Genomic DNA, 16,856 nt, shown 5'->3' on the forward strand with positions numbered 1-16,856 from the left:
ATCAGTCTTTCATATTCTTAAATTGGAACGGCTGGCCTAAATCGGAGCTGCGCACCAGTGCAATAACCTGCTGTAAGTCATCACGCTTCTTACCGGTGACCCGAAGTTGATCACCCTGGATGGCTGTCTGCACTTTGATTTTATTGTCTTTGATAAGCTTTACAATTTTCTTGGCAGTATCCTGCTCGATACCTTCTTTGAACGTAATGACCTGGGTCACCGTTTTGCCGCGGTGATCGTAATCTTTTAAATCCAGAATACTGGTATCCAGATTGCGTTTGGAGCAGGCGTTACGGAACATTGACTCAAGCTGCTGAACCTGAAATTCACCCTCAGCTTTCATGGTCACGGCTTTTTCTTTAAATTCGATGCTGGCTTCTACGCCGCGAAAATCAAAACGGGTAGCCAGTTCCCGCTGGGTGTTTTCCGTTGCATTACGGACTTCTTCGATATTGATTTCAGATACGATGTCGAAAGATGGCATTATTTGACCTCTCTTAGATGAATCAGCCCGCTATAGCGGGCTGATAATGATGGGATAGTTACTTAGATTTTAGCCCTTTCTTTTCCATTGCGGCATAAATCAGTTTTGCCTGGATGAGGGTGATTATATTACTGACTAACCAATAAAGTACCAGACCGGCCGGGAACCACAGGAAGAACACACTCATGGCCACAGGCATGAACTGCATGATCTTCTGTTGCATTGGGTCGGTTACGGTTGTGGGTTGCAGCTTTTGCAGTAACCACATACTCGCACCGGTCAGTACCGGCAGCACGAAATACGGGTCTTTCACAGAAAGGTCTGTGATCCACAGGAAGAAATCTGCGTGACGTAATTCAACACTTTCCAGTAATACCCAGTAAAGCGCGAGGAAAATTGGCATCTGCAGGATGATTGGCAGACAACCGCCCATCGGGTTTACTTTCTCTTTGCGATACAGTTCCATCATCGCCTGAGACATTTTCTGACGATCATCACCAAAGCGATCTTTCAGTTGCTGCATCTTAGGTGCGAGATTTCGCATGCGGGCCATGGATTCATACTGTTTCTTCGTCAGCGGATACATAGCACCCTTAACGATAACAGTGATGAGAATAATGGCGACACCCCAGTTACCTACCAGGCTGTGCAGGAATTGAAGCAGTGCGAATAATGGCTGTGATAACCACCATAAAATGCCGTAGTCCACTGTCAGGTCCAGACCATTTGCCAGCTGCGCGAGGTTGTCCTGATCTTTAGGGCCCAGATACAGCTCTGCACCGATTGTCGCAGTTTCACCACTGGCTACATTTACCGGCGTACCGGTGAAACCGATAATGGCGTACTGATTCTGAACCAGTTTGGTATAAAGGTTATTTACCTGAGAAGCAGGCGGGATCCAGGCTGAAACAAAGTAATGTTCGAGCATACCAACCCATCCGGCTTCCGTAGACACTTTCAGATTTTTATCTTCAATGTCGTCGAACGTGTACTTCTCATAACGATCTTCCTCGCTACCGTATGCTGCACCACGGTAAGTTGGCATGAACATGTTTCCGCCATCAGGTACCTGAGTGGTTTGTTTAAGCTGTGCATACTGCTGGTAAGTTGTCGTATTGCCCGAGTTATTCTCGATGGTATAGGTCAGGGCGATGTCGTGGCTGCCTTTAGTAAAATTAAAGGTTTTGGTAATTTTCACGCCATCTGCATTTTGCCAGGTCAGAGGCACAGACAAGGTATCGCCCTGCATGACAAATTCTTGTTGTGAAGTATCATAACGCGGACGCCCTGAACGGTTTCCGTCAGGACCATCACGACCAACCAGACCGCTTTGTGCTATATACAAACCATCCTGAGGGCGCAGCAGGCTGTAGTTTTCTGATGATTCCTGAGTTAACGGAAATTTCACCAGATTCGCTTTAACTACGTCACCGCCGACTAAATCAATTTTCAGATCCAGCGTGTCAGTAAGTACGTGAACTGTACGTGCAGATTCAGGCTTAGCTTCCTGCACCATGCCGGGCACGTCGTCCTGAGAAGCAACCGGCACATCATCGCTGCCTGGCAGAGAGGACGGTACACCGTTACTACCGGCATTCGTGCTACTTTGTTCAGATGCGGCGGGCTGAACAGGTTGCGGGCCATAATCTTGTTGCCATTGTTGCCATAGTAAGAAGCTCACAAGGGCAAGGCCGATTAACAGAAAACTACGTTGCGATTCCATAGAGGTCTCTTTATTCTGAGTGTTTATTATTCCGTGATTCCGGCACGGGGTCGTTTCCGCCCGGATTGAAAGGGTGGCATTTTAATATGCGTTTAATCGATAACCAACCGCCAATTAGCAATCCATGCGAATTTAATGCTTCAATTGCATAATATGAGCAAGTCGGGTGAAATCTGCACCGTTGTCCCAAAACCGGCGAAATGAACCACTGATAGCATTTAACCAGTAGCAGAGGAAGAGCGATGGTTATTTTGCGCAGCGTTTTGCTAACTTTTTCCATTGCTTATCCAACATAGAAAATATTTCGTCATTGGTGAGTTTATCTGCGCCGGATTTGCCAACCACAATAATGTCGACTGCAGGCAGTGCGTGACGACGGTGACGAAAACTTTCTCTGATGATACGTTTCAGTCTGTTGCGGTCATGGGCTTTTCGCACGCGTTTCTTAGCAATAGTAATCCCGACACGGGCATGTGCTAATTCGTTTTTGCGGGCAAGTAAGGTAAAAGCAGGGGATACAGCAGGAGTTGCGTCATTAAACACATGGGTAAAGTGGGAGGGAGTTAACAGACGTAACTCCCTGGAAAAATTATTTTCACCCACTTTTGGGTAGTACTCTTAAGCAGAAAGGCGAGCGCGACCTTTAGCACGGCGAGCTGCTAGTACTTTACGACCATTTTTAGTCGCCATACGAGCACGAAAACCGTGAGAACGCTTGCGCTTTAAGTTGCTCGGTTGAAATGTTCTTTTCATGACCAAAGTCTCACTTTTCTAGTTAAATATCAGACGTGCAAAATAGCAGTCTTACCAACAAAACATTGTGTCCATTGATAAGCATGTTACGCCGCCCATCCAAAAAGGACGCTGAATTCTAGAGATCCCGGCACCTTATGTCAATCCAAAACGCCTTTATACTGCATATTTTTTATAAAATAGTGCAGAAATTTTATAAAATAGTGCAGAAATTTTGTTCAGCTCTGCAAAGATATTTCAATTCATGATAATTTTGCTGTGAATAAATTGTCTGCAAATATAATTTTATCCACAAGTCAATAGATGATCGGTAAAGATCATGGCTTTTTTACCCAGATCTCACAGCCTGATCAAGCGTACAGTGTTTTAGCGATTATCTGTGATAGAGATATAACGAAATAAAATAAGGGATAAATTTCAATAGTTTAATCTTTGGATCCGGAAGATCGAGCCAGATCGTGATTTACTTTACCCACAGAAGATCAGATAATCCACAGCGATCACAATTAGAATACAACATACACCGCTGTTACCCAGAATAAATATTGCTTTTCCTTTTTCTCAATCAGGAATACGTATTCTCTTCGCCGTTTTTTGTCTTACTGGCGTCTGCAGCAGCTTTTGGAGCCTACATTATTATGTCTCTGTGGAATATGTGCCTCGAGCGCCTACGCCAGGAATTGCCGACCCAACAATATAGTATGTGGATACGTCCGCTTACTGCTCAGGAAGATGCAGACGTTCTGACGTTATTTGCCCCGAATCGTTTTGTTCTGGACTGGGTAAGAGATAAGTACAGAGACAAAATCACAGAGTTGTTCACCGAGTTTTGTGGGCAGGATTCCCCACAACTTCATTTAGATGTTGCTACCCGTACTGGCCGACCCACCAGCGGTATCCCCTCAGGTCGACCGGCTCCGGCTCCTGTTCAATCCGGTACTTTCAGCCGTTCTCAACCTCCTGCACAGTTTTCATCCGCAGAGACAGGGATGGGACGGCCGGAGGTGAATGCCTCCGCGCCTGTTCCACATGTACAACAAAATGACAACCTGTCTGCCCCGAACATCACTAAAGCCAGTTCTGGTGCCGGTGCATATCGCGAACCTGAACCTGTTCATCAGCAGACGGGGACTAATATACCTGCCGGACGTGGGCCAGCAGTTGTCCCCATCCCTGAAGCGATGAAGCACAAAAGCAATATCAATCCGACCTATCAGTTTGATAATTTTGTTGAAGGTAAATCAAACCAGCTGGCCAGAGCGGCTGCGACTCAGGTTGCTAATAACCCGGGAGGTTCCTACAATCCGCTATTTATATACGGTGGTACCGGTTTGGGTAAGACCCACTTACTGCACGCAGTAGGTAATGGCATTATTGCAAACCGTCCGGGTGCTAAAATTGTGTATATGCATTCAGAGCGCTTTGTACAGGACATGGTAAAAGCACTTCAGAATAATGCTATTGAAGATTTTAAACGGTTTTACCGCTCGGTAGATGCCTTGCTCATCGATGATATTCAATTTTTTGCGAATAAAGAGCGTTCACAGGAAGAGTTTTTCCACACCTTCAATGCATTGCTTGAAGGAAACCAGCAAATCATACTGACGTCAGACCGTTACCCTAAAGAGATTGACGGGGTAGAGGATCGCCTCAAGTCCCGGTTTGGCTGGGGCCTGACCATAGCGATAGAACCCCCTGAACTTGAAACCAGGGTGGCCATTCTTATGCGTAAAGCGGCAGAAAATAAAATTCACCTGCCTGATGAAGTGGCGTTCTTTATTGCCAAGCGATTACGTTCAAATGTGCGTGAGCTGGAAGGCGCACTTAATCGTGTCATCGCTAACGCGAATTTTACCGGTCGGCCTATTACTATCGATTTCGTCCGTGAAGCATTACGTGACCTGTTAGCTTTACAGGAAAAACTCGTTACAGTGGATAACATCCAGAAAACTGTCGCAGATTATTATAAGATTAAGGTTGCTGACATTCTCTCTAAGCGTCGTAGCCGCAGTGTGGCAAGACCAAGGCAGGTAGCTATGGCGCTTGCTAAGGAATTGACCAATCACAGTCTACCTGAGTTGGGTAACGCTTTCGGTGGCAGAGACCATACTACGGTTCTGCACGCTTGCCGAAAAATAGAGCAGCTTAGAGAGGAAAGTCATGATATAAAAGAGGACTATAAAAACCTGATAAGAACCTTGTCCTCATAAAACTTTGACATTCCAGGCAGGAAAGTAAATCAATGAAATTTACCATTAGTCGAGAAAAGTTTCTTCAACCGTTACAGTTAGTTTCCGGTGCAGTAGAAAGAAGACACACATTACCTATTCTTTCTAACGTACTTATTAAAGTTAGTGAGGATGCACTCTGGCTAACCGGAACGGATCTCGAGGTAGAACTCATCGCCAGTACCCGTCTTGAAGGCGAGTATGAAGAAGGTGAAATTACAGTTCCTGCTAAGAAATTATTTGATATTTGCCGTGGTATTGCTGACGGTACTGATATCCAGTTCAGCCTCGATGGAAGCAAAGCGCTTATCCGTGCAGGACGTGGTCGCTACACTTTATCCACGCTGTCTGCCAGCGATTATCCAAATCTTGAAGACTGGGAAGGTGAGGTTGAGTTCGAGCTTTCTTCAGTTGACATCAAACGCCTGATCAACAGTACCCATTTCTCCATGGCGCAACAGGATGTGCGTTATTATTTAAACGGCATGTCACTGGAAACCGAAGAACATATTATCCGTACCGTCGCTACGGATGGTCACCGCCTTGCTTTATGCAGGCTGGATTATGAAAGTGCATCCTTACCGGCGCGTCAGGTGATCATACCCCGTAAAGGTGTACTGGAAATTTCCCGCTTAATCGGAGATGACGATAAGTCTATTAAAGTACAAATAGGTGCTAACCATATTCGTCTTTTCTCTTCCGATTTTATTTTCACCAGTAAACTGGTTGACGGGCGGTTCCCTGATTATCGTCGTGTGTTACCGAAAGACGGGGATAAAACTATTCTTGCTAGTAAGGCAGTATTAAAAGATGCGTTTGCCCGTGCTGCAATTTTATCGAACGAGAAATTCCGCGGTGTAAGACTCAACCTTTCCAGTGGTGAGCTCAAAATCACAGCCAACAACCCTGAGCAGGAAGAAGCGGAAGAAATTGTTGATGTGAACTATGAAGGCGACGATTTAGAAATTGGTTTTAACGTCGCTTACTTAATTGACGTTCTTAATGCTCTGACGACAGAAGAAGTGCAACTAACTTTATCTGATTCTAACTCCAGTGCTCTTATCCAAAATGCCGGTGATGATGCTGCGTTATATGTCATCATGCCGATGCGTCTGTAGGCCATCTTTAAGCAGGGGCGAAGGCTTTGCTTTCGTCTCTCTGTTTTATACTTCCCCCGGGCAACGCCTATGAAACTGGACAAAGTCCAGCTGACTGATTTCCGAAATATTCAATACGCTTCATTTATCCCGTCTCGTTCTTTAACGCTGATAAGTGGTAAGAATGGCAGCGGTAAGTCATCTCTTATTGAAGCGCTTTACTATCTTGGTTATGGGCGTTCATTTCGCACAAACAAGCATGAGTCTGCTATTCGTCATGATGCAGACCGTTTCAGCATTTTCACCCGCTGTGCGGGCGATGATGGCAACGTAAAAAACATCGGATTACAGCGTAGCAGGCATGAGCAATTTGTTTGTTCAATAAACGGCAACCATTCACACCGTCTCGCTGACTTAGTTAGTCTTATACCGGTTCAATTATTTACACCTCAGAGTACTGACCTCATTATCGGGTCACCCGGGGAACGCCGTCGTTTCATCGATTGGGGATTGTTCCACGTGGAACATGAATTCAATTTGCTGTTTCAAACATTCCAAAAGTTGCTAAAAACACGCAATACATTACTTAAGAGACAAGCAAATCTGAGTGCGCCCGAGAACGATTATTGGGAGCAACAATTCCAAACCGTAGGGGAACACCTTAGTGAGAAGAGAAAAGACTACATAGGGCGGTTACAGCCAATATTTAATGCCATTTGTAGTGAATTTCTACCTGAGTTTTCTCTCGAAATCTCGTATTATAAGGGGTGGGATAAAGATGCTTCTTTGATTGAAAGCCTGACGCGAAAACGTGACTACGATACAAAGGTAGGTTACACAACTTCAGGGCCACACAAATCAGACTTACGATTTAAAGTGGATGGTTCTGCGGCGCAGGAAGTTCTCTCAAGAGGGCAACTTAGAATGGCTGTCGCTGCATTACAGTTGTCACAGACAACATTGTTCCAACAGGAAACATCAAGACGCAGTATTTTTTTACTTGATGATGTTGGAGCTGAACTTGATTTAGATAAGCGAGAGCGGTTTATAGACGGGTTAGTCGCGATGGACACGCAGCTTTTTGTGACTGCTATAGAGCGTGAACAACTCGAGTTTATAAGCAAATATAAAGACAAAAAAATGTTTCACGTGGAACATGGCCACGTGAACGAGGAGTAAAGGTTAGACTATGTCAGAGCAAAACAACTACGACTCGTCCAGTATTAAAGTCCTGAAAGGATTGGATGCCGTACGTAAACGCCCGGGTATGTATATTGGTGATACAGACGATGGAACCGGTTTGCACCACATGGTATTTGAGGTTGTAGATAACTCTATCGACGAGGCGCTGGCAGGCTATTGCTCTGAAATTGTGATTCAAATTCACTCTGACGGTTCAGTATCTGTTTCAGATAATGGTCGTGGTATTCCTACCGCCATGCACCCGGAAGAAGGTGTATCAGCGGCGGAAGTCATCATGACGGTACTGCACGCCGGCGGTAAATTTGATGACAACTCTTATAAAGTATCGGGCGGTCTTCACGGCGTAGGTGTTTCGGTTGTAAACGCGTTATCCAGCAAACTGAAATTGAAAATTCGTCGTGAAGGCAAAGTTCATGAGCAGGAATATCACCATGGCGTTCCACAGGAACCGTTGGCAATAACCGGCGATACGGACAAAACCGGTACTTCTGTTCGTTTCTGGCCAAGTTCCGATACCTTCACTGATACCTTATTCCACTATGACATTTTGGCTAAACGTTTACGTGAACTGTCATTCCTGAACTCAGGTGTGTCCATTCGCCTTAAAGATGAGCGTGACGGAAAAGAAGACCACTTCATGTACGAAGGTGGTATCCAAGCTTTCGTTCAGTACCTTAATCAAAATAAGACTCCGGTCCACCAGAAGGTTTTCCACTTCAGCACTGAGCGTGAAGACGGCATTTCTGTAGAAGTAGCAATGCAATGGAACGATGGCTTCCAGGAGAGCATATTCTGCTTTACGAATAACATTCCGCAGCGTGACGGTGGTACACACTTAGCCGGCTTCCGTGGTGCGCTCACCCGTACACTGAACAACTACATGGAAAAAGAAGGCCTGAATAAAAAGGCTAAGACTAATGCCAGTGGTGATGATGCCCGTGAAGGCTTGACGGCTGTTATCTCTGTTAAAGTACCTGATCCTAAGTTTTCATCACAGACAAAAGACAAACTGGTTTCTTCAGAAGTGAAGAATGCGGTTGAGTCAACGATGAACGAAAAGCTGGCTGACTTCCTGCTCGAGAACCCCAACGAAAGTAAAATCATTGCTTCGAAAATTATCGATGCAGCACGGGCTCGTGAAGCTGCTCGCAGGGCTCGTGAAATGACGCGTCGTAAAGGTGCATTGGACCTGGCTGGTCTTCCCGGTAAACTTGCTGATTGTCAGGAAAAAGATCCTGCACTATCTGAGCTGTATATAGTGGAGGGTGACTCTGCGGGTGGTTCCGCCAAGCAGGGTCGTAACAGAAAAAATCAGGCTATTCTGCCATTGAAAGGTAAAATCCTGAACGTAGAAAAAGCCCGTTTCGACAAAATGTTGTCTTCTCAGGAAGTCGCTACCCTTATTACTGCATTAGGTTGTGGTATCGGTCGAGACGAATACGATCCTGAAAAACTGCGTTACCACAGCATTATTATCATGACCGATGCGGACGTGGATGGCTCGCACATCCGTACGTTGCTGCTCACATTCTTCTATCGTCAGATGCCTGAAATCATCGAACGTGGATACGTCTATATTGCTCAACCACCACTTTATAAAGTGAAAAAGGGTAAGCAGGAACAGTATCTGAAAGACGAAGATGCACTGACTAACTACCTGACAAATATTGCTATTGATGGTTCAGCACTGTTTACCAGTGAAGATGCACCGGGCATTTCCGGTGTTGCTCTTGAGAATCTTGTGAAACAATACCAGTCTGTTGAGAAGATGATCAAGCGTCTTCACCGTCTGATGCCGCCGGCGATTCTGTACCGTTTAATATATTCTCCAACATTGAGACACGAAGATCTGAAGAGCGAGTCAACGCTTAGCGCCGTGGCAGAAAGTTTCGTAAACAGCCTCAATGAAAAAGAGAATGATGGCGCAACGTATCGTTACGACATCCTGCCAGAAGAAGAAGGTAGCGAATTCTTTATTCAGATCACCATGCGTATGCACGGTATCGACTACTTCTACAAACTGAACCAGGAGTTCATCGATTCTACTGACTACGCAAAAATTCGTGACCTGAATGAATCTATCAACGACATGATGAATGACTCAGCATACATTCAGCGTGGTGAGAAGAAACAGCCGGTAGAGTCATTTAAAGATGCCCTTGAATGGCTGATGGGTGAAGCTAAGCGCGGTCAGTATATTCAACGTTATAAAGGACTGGGTGAAATGAACCCTGATCAGTTGTGGGAAACAACGATGGACCCTGACAGCCGCCGTATGCTTCAGGTTACCGTTGAAGACGCCATCGCTTGTGACCAGTTATTCACAACATTGATGGGAGACCAGGTTGAGCCACGCAGAGCATTCATCGAGCAGAATGCACTGAAGGTAGAAAACCTCGACGTGTAGTTTACTGATAATCAATACAAGGGTGGCATTAGTCACCCTTTTTTATTGTAAATATAAAATGCCGTGTGCATTTAAGAAGGTTAGTGGATGCACACTCAGTTAGACGGCGTCCGGTAAAAATGAGTCATAACCAGAACAGGAAGCGTTGAGATACTGATGGAGCAGAATTTGAAACTACTTGATAGTAGGCAGGCAAAGAAAAAAACCGTCGTCTTTGACTTCGATAAAACCCTGTTCAATGGTGATTCCGGATATTTGTTTTACCGGTATCTGATATGCGCATCCAAAAGGAAGGTTGTTCTGTTTATTCTTTTATTCCCGCTGTTGCTTATTCTATTTGCGTTCAGAAAAACCAGGTTGATGTCGTTGCACCTCGTATGCTGGTTGGCTACGTTGGGCGTGACAGGTAAGGATCTCAAATTAAGATTGAGTGAATACTATCAGCAACTATCTGAAAGGCAGGATGTACTGATTTATGAAAGTGCATTGGAGGAGATACTAATAAGACAAAGGGAAGGCTACCGGATTGTTATCATTACCGGAGCCCCATCCTGGCTGGCAAGATATATCGCACGGCAATGCCGTATTCCTTTTGACAGGATCATCGGCTCGCGTCTCACACATGCATTCTATGGTCTGTTTACTTCAGAATACTGCTTTGGCAAAAATAAACTGACGATGGCTACACAGAAAAAAGAATGTTTTGAACAATGGGTGCACGGTTATACAGACAGCTTGTCTGACATGCCTGTTATGGATAAATGCACGGAAAGCATTACGCTTATCAATCCCTCTGAAAAGTTAAAAGGTCGGGCAGAGCAACTCGCCGGGGAGAAAGTCAGAGTGGCGGAGTGGGTGTAATTAAGGGTAAGAATGAGAGATAAAAAAACGGCTTCGTAATGAAGCCGTTTTTGTTTACGCTTTCGGTGTAACCAGCAGCATGACCTCACCGCCACTGGCAGGGGTGAAGGTAAAACGATACACACCGGTTTTCTCGGGTGTGAACTGCAGGTTTTCGGATTCGGTGCCGCAGACCATATAAATGGAAGATTGCATCATGACAACCTGACCTTTGTAGCGGGCACCACAAGTTTGAACCGGCGTCCAGAAACCGTCAGATAAACGGAAGTCATAGGGTTGACCATCAGCAATCAAATCAACATCTACGTACCAGCCTTGTGAACCTTCCTTTAACTGATATTTGGCATTGGCTTCCCACCAGTTAAAAACACCACGCAGGTAAAGGTTCTCAAATTTAATTTCCGGCGGCTCCATGATGCCGGGTAAACTGACTACGCTCCGGCTGCTACACCCGGAAAGGAAGACAAACATTAATAAAAAAGCGAACTTTTTATTCACTGTGACTCCACTAAAAAAATGCCCGACATTGTTGTAGCCGGGCATCGTTAAAAAGGCGATACCAGTTACTGTTTAGTCAGTAACGAAATATCAGCGGTTTCAAGGAACTGCTGTCTTAATACAGACAACAAGGCCAGCCGGTTGTTCCGTACGGATTCATCTTCAGCCATTACCATGACATTATCAAAGAAGTTATCAACAGCTTCCCTGAGAGTCGCCAGAGCGCTCAGCACAGCATTATAATCCTGTGAAGCAACACCAGCTTTCACTTCAGCCTGAACATCTTCCAGCGCTTCGTACAGTGCCTTTTCAGCATCTTCCTGAAGTAGTGCGGTATCTACAGACCCTGCAAGATTACCTTCCTGCTTGGCGAGAATGTTCGCAACACGTTTATTGCCTGCTGCAAGTGCTTCTGCCTCTTCCCGTTCCTTAAACGCGGCTACCGCCTGAACACGTGCTGCGTAGTCTGCAGGACGGGTAGGACGACGGGCTGCAACGGCCTGAATAACATCAATACTGACACCCTGGTCCTGTAACAGGGCAACAAAGCGTCCTAGTACGAAATCAACGACCTGCGTTACGGTGTCTGCATTGGTAAGCTTATCGCCATACACTTCAACAGATTTAGCCACCAGAGTTTCAAGATCCAGTGCTAAGTCCTTTTCAGTGATGATACGTAGTACGCCAATTGCTGCGCGGCGAAGTGCGAAGGGGTCCTTATCACCTTTAGGTAACTGACCGATACCAAAAATACCCACCAGCGTATCCAGTTTATCTGCAAGAGATACTGCTGCGCTGACACCGGAGACAGGTAATTCATCGCCGGCAAAGCGGGGCATATATTGTTCATACAATGCGTCAGCTACAAGAGGGGCTTCACCATCATTGATAGCGTAGTACTTACCCATGACGCCCTGCACGTCCGGAAACTCCATGACCATCTGCGTCATTAAATCCGTTTTTGCCAGTAAACCGGCACGCGCAGCTGCTTCAGTGTCATCACCTGTCTGCTCAGCGATAAACGCTGACAACGCAGAGATGCGGTCAGATTTATCTTTAAGCGTACCCAGTTGTTTCTGGAATAACACGGTTTCGAGACTGCCAAGACGACTCTCCAGCGAAGACTTCTTATCAGTGTTGAAGAAGAATTCCGCGTCAGCAAGTCGGGGGCGGATAACCTTTTCGTTACCTGAAATAACCTGAACAGGATCCTGAGACTCAATATTACTGACGAACAGGAAACGGTTATCCAGCGCACCGTCTGCTGATAACAGAGGCACATACTTTTGATCATCTTTCATGGTGTAGATAAGTGCTTCTTTGGGCACTTCCAGGAAAGACGCTTCAAAAGATGCCTGCATGACTACCGGCCATTCAACGAGAGAGGCGATCTCTTCCAGCAGACTTTCATCATAGTCAGCTTTCAGGCCCAGAGAGTCAGCGGCCTTTTCGAGTTCGTTACGGATGTACTCAGCACGCTCAGAAAAATCAGCTATAACGTAGTGAGACTTCATGGCTGCAGCGTAGCTATCAGCATGGTCAAGTTCAAACGTAGCTTCACCATGGAAGCGGTGGCCCTGAACTACGCGACTGCTGGCTTTACCTAAAACAGTCAAAGGTAACAGTTCGGCGCCGTACAAAGCAGTAACTGTGTGTACCGGACGAATAAACTGAGTTGTTGAGCTTCCCCAGCGCATCGCTTTAGGTATAGGTAGCTTACTGATGGCCTGATTCACCAGACCTTCAATGAGTTCACCGATGCCTTGTCCTTTGACACTGGCGCGGTACAACAACCACTCGCCTTTATCTGTGACCATACGTTCTGCATCAGCAACTTCAATGCCGTTGCCCCGTGCCCAGCCCATGGCCGCTTTAGTCGGATTGCCGTCGGCGTCGAATGCTGCTGACACGGCAGGACCACGCTTTTCTACCACTTTATCTTCCTGCGACCCGGCAAGATCAGATACAGATACTGCCAGACGACGGGGAGCTGCAAACCAGTGAATGCCTGAGTAGGCCAGTTCTGCGTTATCCAGTGCTGCCTGTAGATTAGCAGCAAAGCTCTCACCCAATGATTTAAGGGCTTTCGGTGGCAATTCTTCTGTACCAATTTCTACCAAAAGATTTTCAGTGCGCACGATTACTGCTCCTTATTACACAATGGGAAGCCGAGGGCTTCGCGGGCCTGGTAGTAGCTTTCAGCACAAGCTTTTGCCAGCGTCCGGACACGCAAAATATAACGCTGTCTTTCCGTCACTGAGATGGCGTGACGGGCGTCGAGCAAGTTAAATGCGTGCGACGCCTTCATTACCTGCTCGTAGGCGGGCAATGGCAGATTCTTTTCAATCAGTAACTGGCTGGCTGCTTCACATTCATCGAAAGTCCTGAACAGGAAGCCTACGTTGGCGTATTCGAAGTTATAGGCTGACTGTTCCACTTCGTTCTGGTGGAATACATCGCCGTAAGTTACTTTGCCCATCGGACCGTCAGTCCAGACTAAATCGTAGATACTGTCTACGCCCTGAACGTACATCGCGAGACGTTCCAGACCGTAGGTGATTTCACCGGTAACCGGTTTGCACTCCAGACCACCCACTTGCTGGAAGTAAGTGAACTGAGTCACTTCCATGCCGTTTAACCAGACTTCCCAGCCCAGACCCCATGCACCCAGGGTAGGGGATTCCCAGTTATCTTCTACGAAACGGATATCATGCACCAGCGGATCAAAGCCCAGCTCTTTTAGTGAGCCCAGATATAAATCCTGAATATTGTCAGGAGACGGCTTCAGCATGACCTGAAACTGATAATAGTGCTGCAGACGATTGGGGTTTTCGCCATAACGGCCGTCTGTAGGACGGCGGCAAGGTTGTACATAAGCACTGCTGATAGGCTCCGGACCTAAAGAACGCAGGAATGTCATCGGATGAAATGTACCTGCACCTACTTCCATATCCAGAGGCTGGATAATCACGCAACCCTGGCGTGCCCAGTAATCCTGCAGTGCGAGGATCAAACCCTGAAAGGTTTTAATATCGTATTTCTGCATGTTTGCTGCTTATAACTGACCAATGTAAAGGTGGAGTAGTATACAATTTGTAAGCTGATGAATGTAGGCTGAAACAGCGAAAACTGATTAAAAAGCGCGTAATTAAAAGGAGAAACGCCATGACAGTGCCACCTGATGTTAACCGTTGCGGTTGGGTGTCTGATGATGAGGAGTATAAGCTTTATCATGACACGCACTGGGGGCGGCCGGAAATGGACGATATTTCACTGTTTGCGAAGCTTTGTCTTGATGGTCAGCAGGCCGGATTGTCCTGGATCACCATTCTGAAAAAACAAAAAAATTACGAAACACTGTTTCATCAGTTTGATCCGGAAAAAATAGCGCAAATGGGGGAGCAGGATGTTGAACGTCTGATGCAGGAACCCGGTATCATCCGCAACAGACTAAAAATCAAAGGCATCATTGCGAACGCAAAGGCATATCTGGCCATTACAGAGAATATCTCATTCAGAGATTACATTTGGCAGTTTACTGACCATAAAACCATTATTAACAGCTGGCAGAATTATAAAGATGCTCCGGTAAGTTCAGCAGAGTCCGTACTGATGGCAAAGACACTGAAAAAAGCTGGTTTTAAATTTGTCGGAGAAACGATTTGCTATGCCTACATGCAGGCGGTGGGAATGGTAAACGACCATACGGTCACCTGTCATTGTTACCAGGCTTGTTGCGAGGAGGCGAGGCGTTAGCCGTTGCAGGGCTGCGGCCGTGTTAAATACGGCCGCTGAGAGTTATCAGTTATTTCGATGCTGAAGTACGTTGGCTGAGGTTTTCGCTCCAGCTTCTTATCGCATCCAGTTCCCTGAGAACGCGGGATTCGTATTCAGATTCAATCTGCTCCCGTGCATCATCCTGCTTCTTACGCTCTTTTAACGGAAGCTGCTTGCGCTCTTCCAAAATAGCAAAGCCACTGATTTCCACGTACAAAGCATGAATGTGAGGAAACTCAGAGCGGTAATCAGGCGGGGTTTCCAGTGGTAAAGTGTTTAACAGCTTCGTGATCCGGATAGCACCTTCAGATAACTCACATTGTTGTTGCTGCATCGCTTTGCTGATGACAATAATGCTTTCTGTAATATTTTCTATCCGTACGTCGCGGGCCGCTTTATGCCGCTCATTTTGTTGTTTAAGCATGAAAAGCAAACGGCCTGCGTAAAAACCGAGGCCGAGAATAATGACTAAACCGGCAATGATAGCAATGGTTAACCACATAAAACCTGACACCTTTAGTCTTTAAATTCGTCCATACTCATGGCATCGAGACTGTCCATCGGATCGTCATCATCTTCATCGTCGCTTTCAGCAATACCCAGCAGATCACACAGGATACGATGTCGTGCCATTTTGTCATCAACGTATTGTTGTTCAGCTTTTGAAATGGCTTGTCCTTCATCCAGTTTATCCAGCAAATCAGATAAACGGTTATCTGCTTCCAGAGCTGCCAGTTCATCAGCCGGTGTTGCATACTTTTTCACTGCCGCACGGGCTACCGGTGCTTTAATCAATTGCACTGGTTTTTTACTGCCATGACGGGGATCTTTGTTCACCCGTACCGCCTTCGTTTGCTCTGGTTTTGACTCAACAACATTACGGCTTCCCGCTGGATTACCTTTATGTTTGTTTGTCTTTGAGGAATTCTCTGAGCCGGCGGGCTTCTTTTTCCGGAAGTCCGGATCTTTACGGACACCAATGCGACCAATTTTTCTGGTCTTCTTCGAACGGGACGACATAGTGTGTCTCCTGCTAATAAAAACTAATTACCGGATTATACCAGGTATCTGTGAATGCTTCTTCAACAAAACAACGTCTTTGCTATAAAGAGTGACGTCATACCCATATTGTTTACCAATAAAGGCGAAGGTTTGATCAGAGAAAAATGATACGTGGGTGAGGTCGTTTTTGTAATGCCAGCTGGCAAATTTCAATGCGCTTTCAACACGCTTGGTCATAATGACAAGCACACCGTTAGCGGCTAACAACCGGGTTAACAATGAAATCTCACGGTGCGGCGTATGGAAATGTTCTATGGCTTCCGTACAGGTAATAAAATCATAGTACCCGGATGTTTCAAGGGCAGTGCTGTCATCAGCATAAAAAGGGTCGTATACCGACATATGATAACCGGATTCGCTTAACATACCGGCGAGCACCGGGGCCGGCCCGCATCCGAAATCCAGTCCCTTTGCCGGCGGGGTGACCGTGGCCGTTACAGGCTCCATCGCTCGCTGTAAAAATCGACGGTAGCCCTCATCTTCAGCGTTGTTGTCATGGAGATCATATTCCTGCTTTTCTCTTTCTGCGGAGGGCAGAGAGCGTCCGTCAACAAATACCAGATCACACCGCTGGCACTGATGAAACTGACGACGTTTATCTTCGTGATAAAACTGAATGTCTGAATGCTGACAAAGAGGGCAGGTAAGTTTTGGCATCGGATTAAAAAGGATGAATGCTATTTGTGAAGTGTAACAGGCGCCGGAAAGAAAAAAAGGTGATGGCCTAAACCATCACCTCGTTTATCAGTGTCTGATGACACCT

General features: G+C 46.1%; 17 protein-coding genes. 6 read left to right on the forward strand and 11 right to left on the reverse strand.

Annotation, left to right across the window (positions count from 1 at the left end; translation table 11 throughout):
• Position 1: 1 nt before the first annotated feature.
• Genes ACXAGR_RS06280 through rpmH form a run of 5 tightly spaced genes read right to left on the reverse strand, consistent with a single transcriptional unit; the run spans position 2 to position 2,960 of the window.
• On the reverse strand, positions 2-484 hold the full coding sequence (locus tag ACXAGR_RS06280) for a YajQ family cyclic di-GMP-binding protein (protein WP_303572547.1): 483 nt from the start codon (positions 482-484) through the stop codon (positions 2-4).
• A 58-nt stretch (positions 485-542) separates the two neighbouring features.
• Positions 543-2,207, reverse strand: a complete 1,665-nt coding sequence (gene yidC / locus ACXAGR_RS06285; protein WP_474842317.1) for a membrane protein insertase YidC — start codon at positions 2,205-2,207, stop codon at positions 543-545.
• A gap of 10 nt (positions 2,208-2,217) precedes the next feature.
• The gene (gene yidD / locus ACXAGR_RS06290) at positions 2,218-2,466 is read right to left on the reverse strand and encodes a membrane protein insertion efficiency factor YidD (protein ID WP_119503569.1); all 249 of its coding nucleotides are present in this window, start codon (positions 2,464-2,466) and stop codon (positions 2,218-2,220) included.
• Entirely contained in the window at positions 2,454-2,810 is a 357-nt protein-coding gene (gene rnpA / locus ACXAGR_RS06295; RefSeq protein WP_119503225.1) for a ribonuclease P protein component, read from the reverse strand. Before rnpA ends, yidD begins: the two co-directional genes overlap by 13 nt.
• A gap of 15 nt (positions 2,811-2,825) precedes the next feature.
• Positions 2,826-2,960 (reverse strand): 50S ribosomal protein L34, encoded by a 135-nt coding sequence (gene rpmH / locus ACXAGR_RS06300; protein WP_014290886.1) that lies wholly within the window; start codon positions 2,958-2,960, stop codon positions 2,826-2,828.
• Between the two features lie 638 nt (positions 2,961-3,598).
• Between rpmH and dnaA the strand changes: the two genes are divergently transcribed.
• The 5 genes from dnaA (at position 3,599) to ACXAGR_RS06325 (ending at position 10,756) form a co-directional block, all read left to right on the forward strand.
• Positions 3,599-5,170, forward strand: coding sequence for a chromosomal replication initiator protein DnaA (dnaA, locus tag ACXAGR_RS06305; protein ID WP_474848752.1), 1,572 nt, complete (start codon positions 3,599-3,601; stop codon positions 5,168-5,170).
• A gap of 32 nt (positions 5,171-5,202) precedes the next feature.
• Complete coding sequence (gene dnaN, locus ACXAGR_RS06310; RefSeq protein ID WP_474842322.1) at positions 5,203-6,306, forward strand: DNA polymerase III subunit beta; 1,104 nt, start codon at positions 5,203-5,205, stop codon at positions 6,304-6,306.
• Between the two features lie 69 nt (positions 6,307-6,375).
• Entirely contained in the window at positions 6,376-7,464 is a 1,089-nt protein-coding gene (gene recF, locus ACXAGR_RS06315; protein ID WP_474848754.1) for a DNA replication/repair protein RecF, read from the forward strand.
• 10 nt (positions 7,465-7,474) lie between these two features.
• On the forward strand, positions 7,475-9,895 hold the full coding sequence (gene gyrB, locus ACXAGR_RS06320) for a DNA topoisomerase (ATP-hydrolyzing) subunit B (RefSeq protein WP_474848756.1): 2,421 nt from the start codon (positions 7,475-7,477) through the stop codon (positions 9,893-9,895).
• A gap of 168 nt (positions 9,896-10,063) precedes the next feature.
• Entirely contained in the window at positions 10,064-10,756 is a 693-nt protein-coding gene (locus ACXAGR_RS06325; RefSeq protein ID WP_474848758.1) for an HAD family hydrolase, read from the forward strand.
• Positions 10,757-10,810: 54 nt separating this feature from the next.
• Here ACXAGR_RS06325 and ACXAGR_RS06330 read toward each other — a convergent pair whose 3' ends face one another.
• The 3 genes from ACXAGR_RS06330 to glyQ form a co-directional block, all read right to left on the reverse strand.
• Entirely contained in the window at positions 10,811-11,254 is a 444-nt protein-coding gene (locus tag ACXAGR_RS06330; protein WP_474848760.1) for a hypothetical protein, read from the reverse strand.
• 65 nt (positions 11,255-11,319) lie between these two features.
• Positions 11,320-13,392 carry a glycine--tRNA ligase subunit beta gene (gene glyS, locus ACXAGR_RS06335; protein ID WP_474848762.1) on the reverse strand — a complete coding sequence of 691 codons (2,073 nt, stop codon included), beginning with the start codon at positions 13,390-13,392 and terminating at the stop codon, positions 11,320-11,322.
• A 2-nt stretch (positions 13,393-13,394) separates the two neighbouring features.
• Entirely contained in the window at positions 13,395-14,300 is a 906-nt protein-coding gene (glyQ, locus tag ACXAGR_RS06340) for a glycine--tRNA ligase subunit alpha (RefSeq protein WP_474848764.1), read from the reverse strand.
• A gap of 119 nt (positions 14,301-14,419) precedes the next feature.
• Here glyQ and ACXAGR_RS06345 point away from each other — a divergent pair, with 119 nt between their 5' ends.
• Entirely contained in the window at positions 14,420-15,010 is a 591-nt protein-coding gene (locus ACXAGR_RS06345) for a DNA-3-methyladenine glycosylase I (RefSeq protein WP_474848766.1), read from the forward strand.
• Between the two features lie 49 nt (positions 15,011-15,059).
• Here ACXAGR_RS06345 and ACXAGR_RS06350 read toward each other — a convergent pair whose 3' ends face one another.
• Genes ACXAGR_RS06350 through ACXAGR_RS06360 form a run of 3 tightly spaced genes read right to left on the reverse strand, consistent with a single transcriptional unit; the run spans position 15,060 to position 16,750 of the window.
• A complete protein-coding gene (locus ACXAGR_RS06350; RefSeq protein WP_474848768.1) occupies positions 15,060-15,533 on the reverse strand; it encodes a DUF2489 domain-containing protein in 474 nt (157 codons plus the stop codon).
• Between the two features lie 14 nt (positions 15,534-15,547).
• Positions 15,548-16,051, reverse strand: coding sequence for a Der GTPase-activating protein YihI (yihI, locus tag ACXAGR_RS06355; RefSeq protein WP_303572558.1), 504 nt, complete (start codon positions 16,049-16,051; stop codon positions 15,548-15,550).
• Positions 16,052-16,078: 27 nt separating this feature from the next.
• Positions 16,079-16,750, reverse strand: a complete 672-nt coding sequence (locus ACXAGR_RS06360; RefSeq protein ID WP_474848770.1) for a class I SAM-dependent methyltransferase — start codon at positions 16,748-16,750, stop codon at positions 16,079-16,081.
• Positions 16,751-16,856 lie beyond the last annotated feature (106 nt).

The sequence above is a fragment of the Alteromonas sp. ABH4_457 genome, from assembly GCF_056160625.1.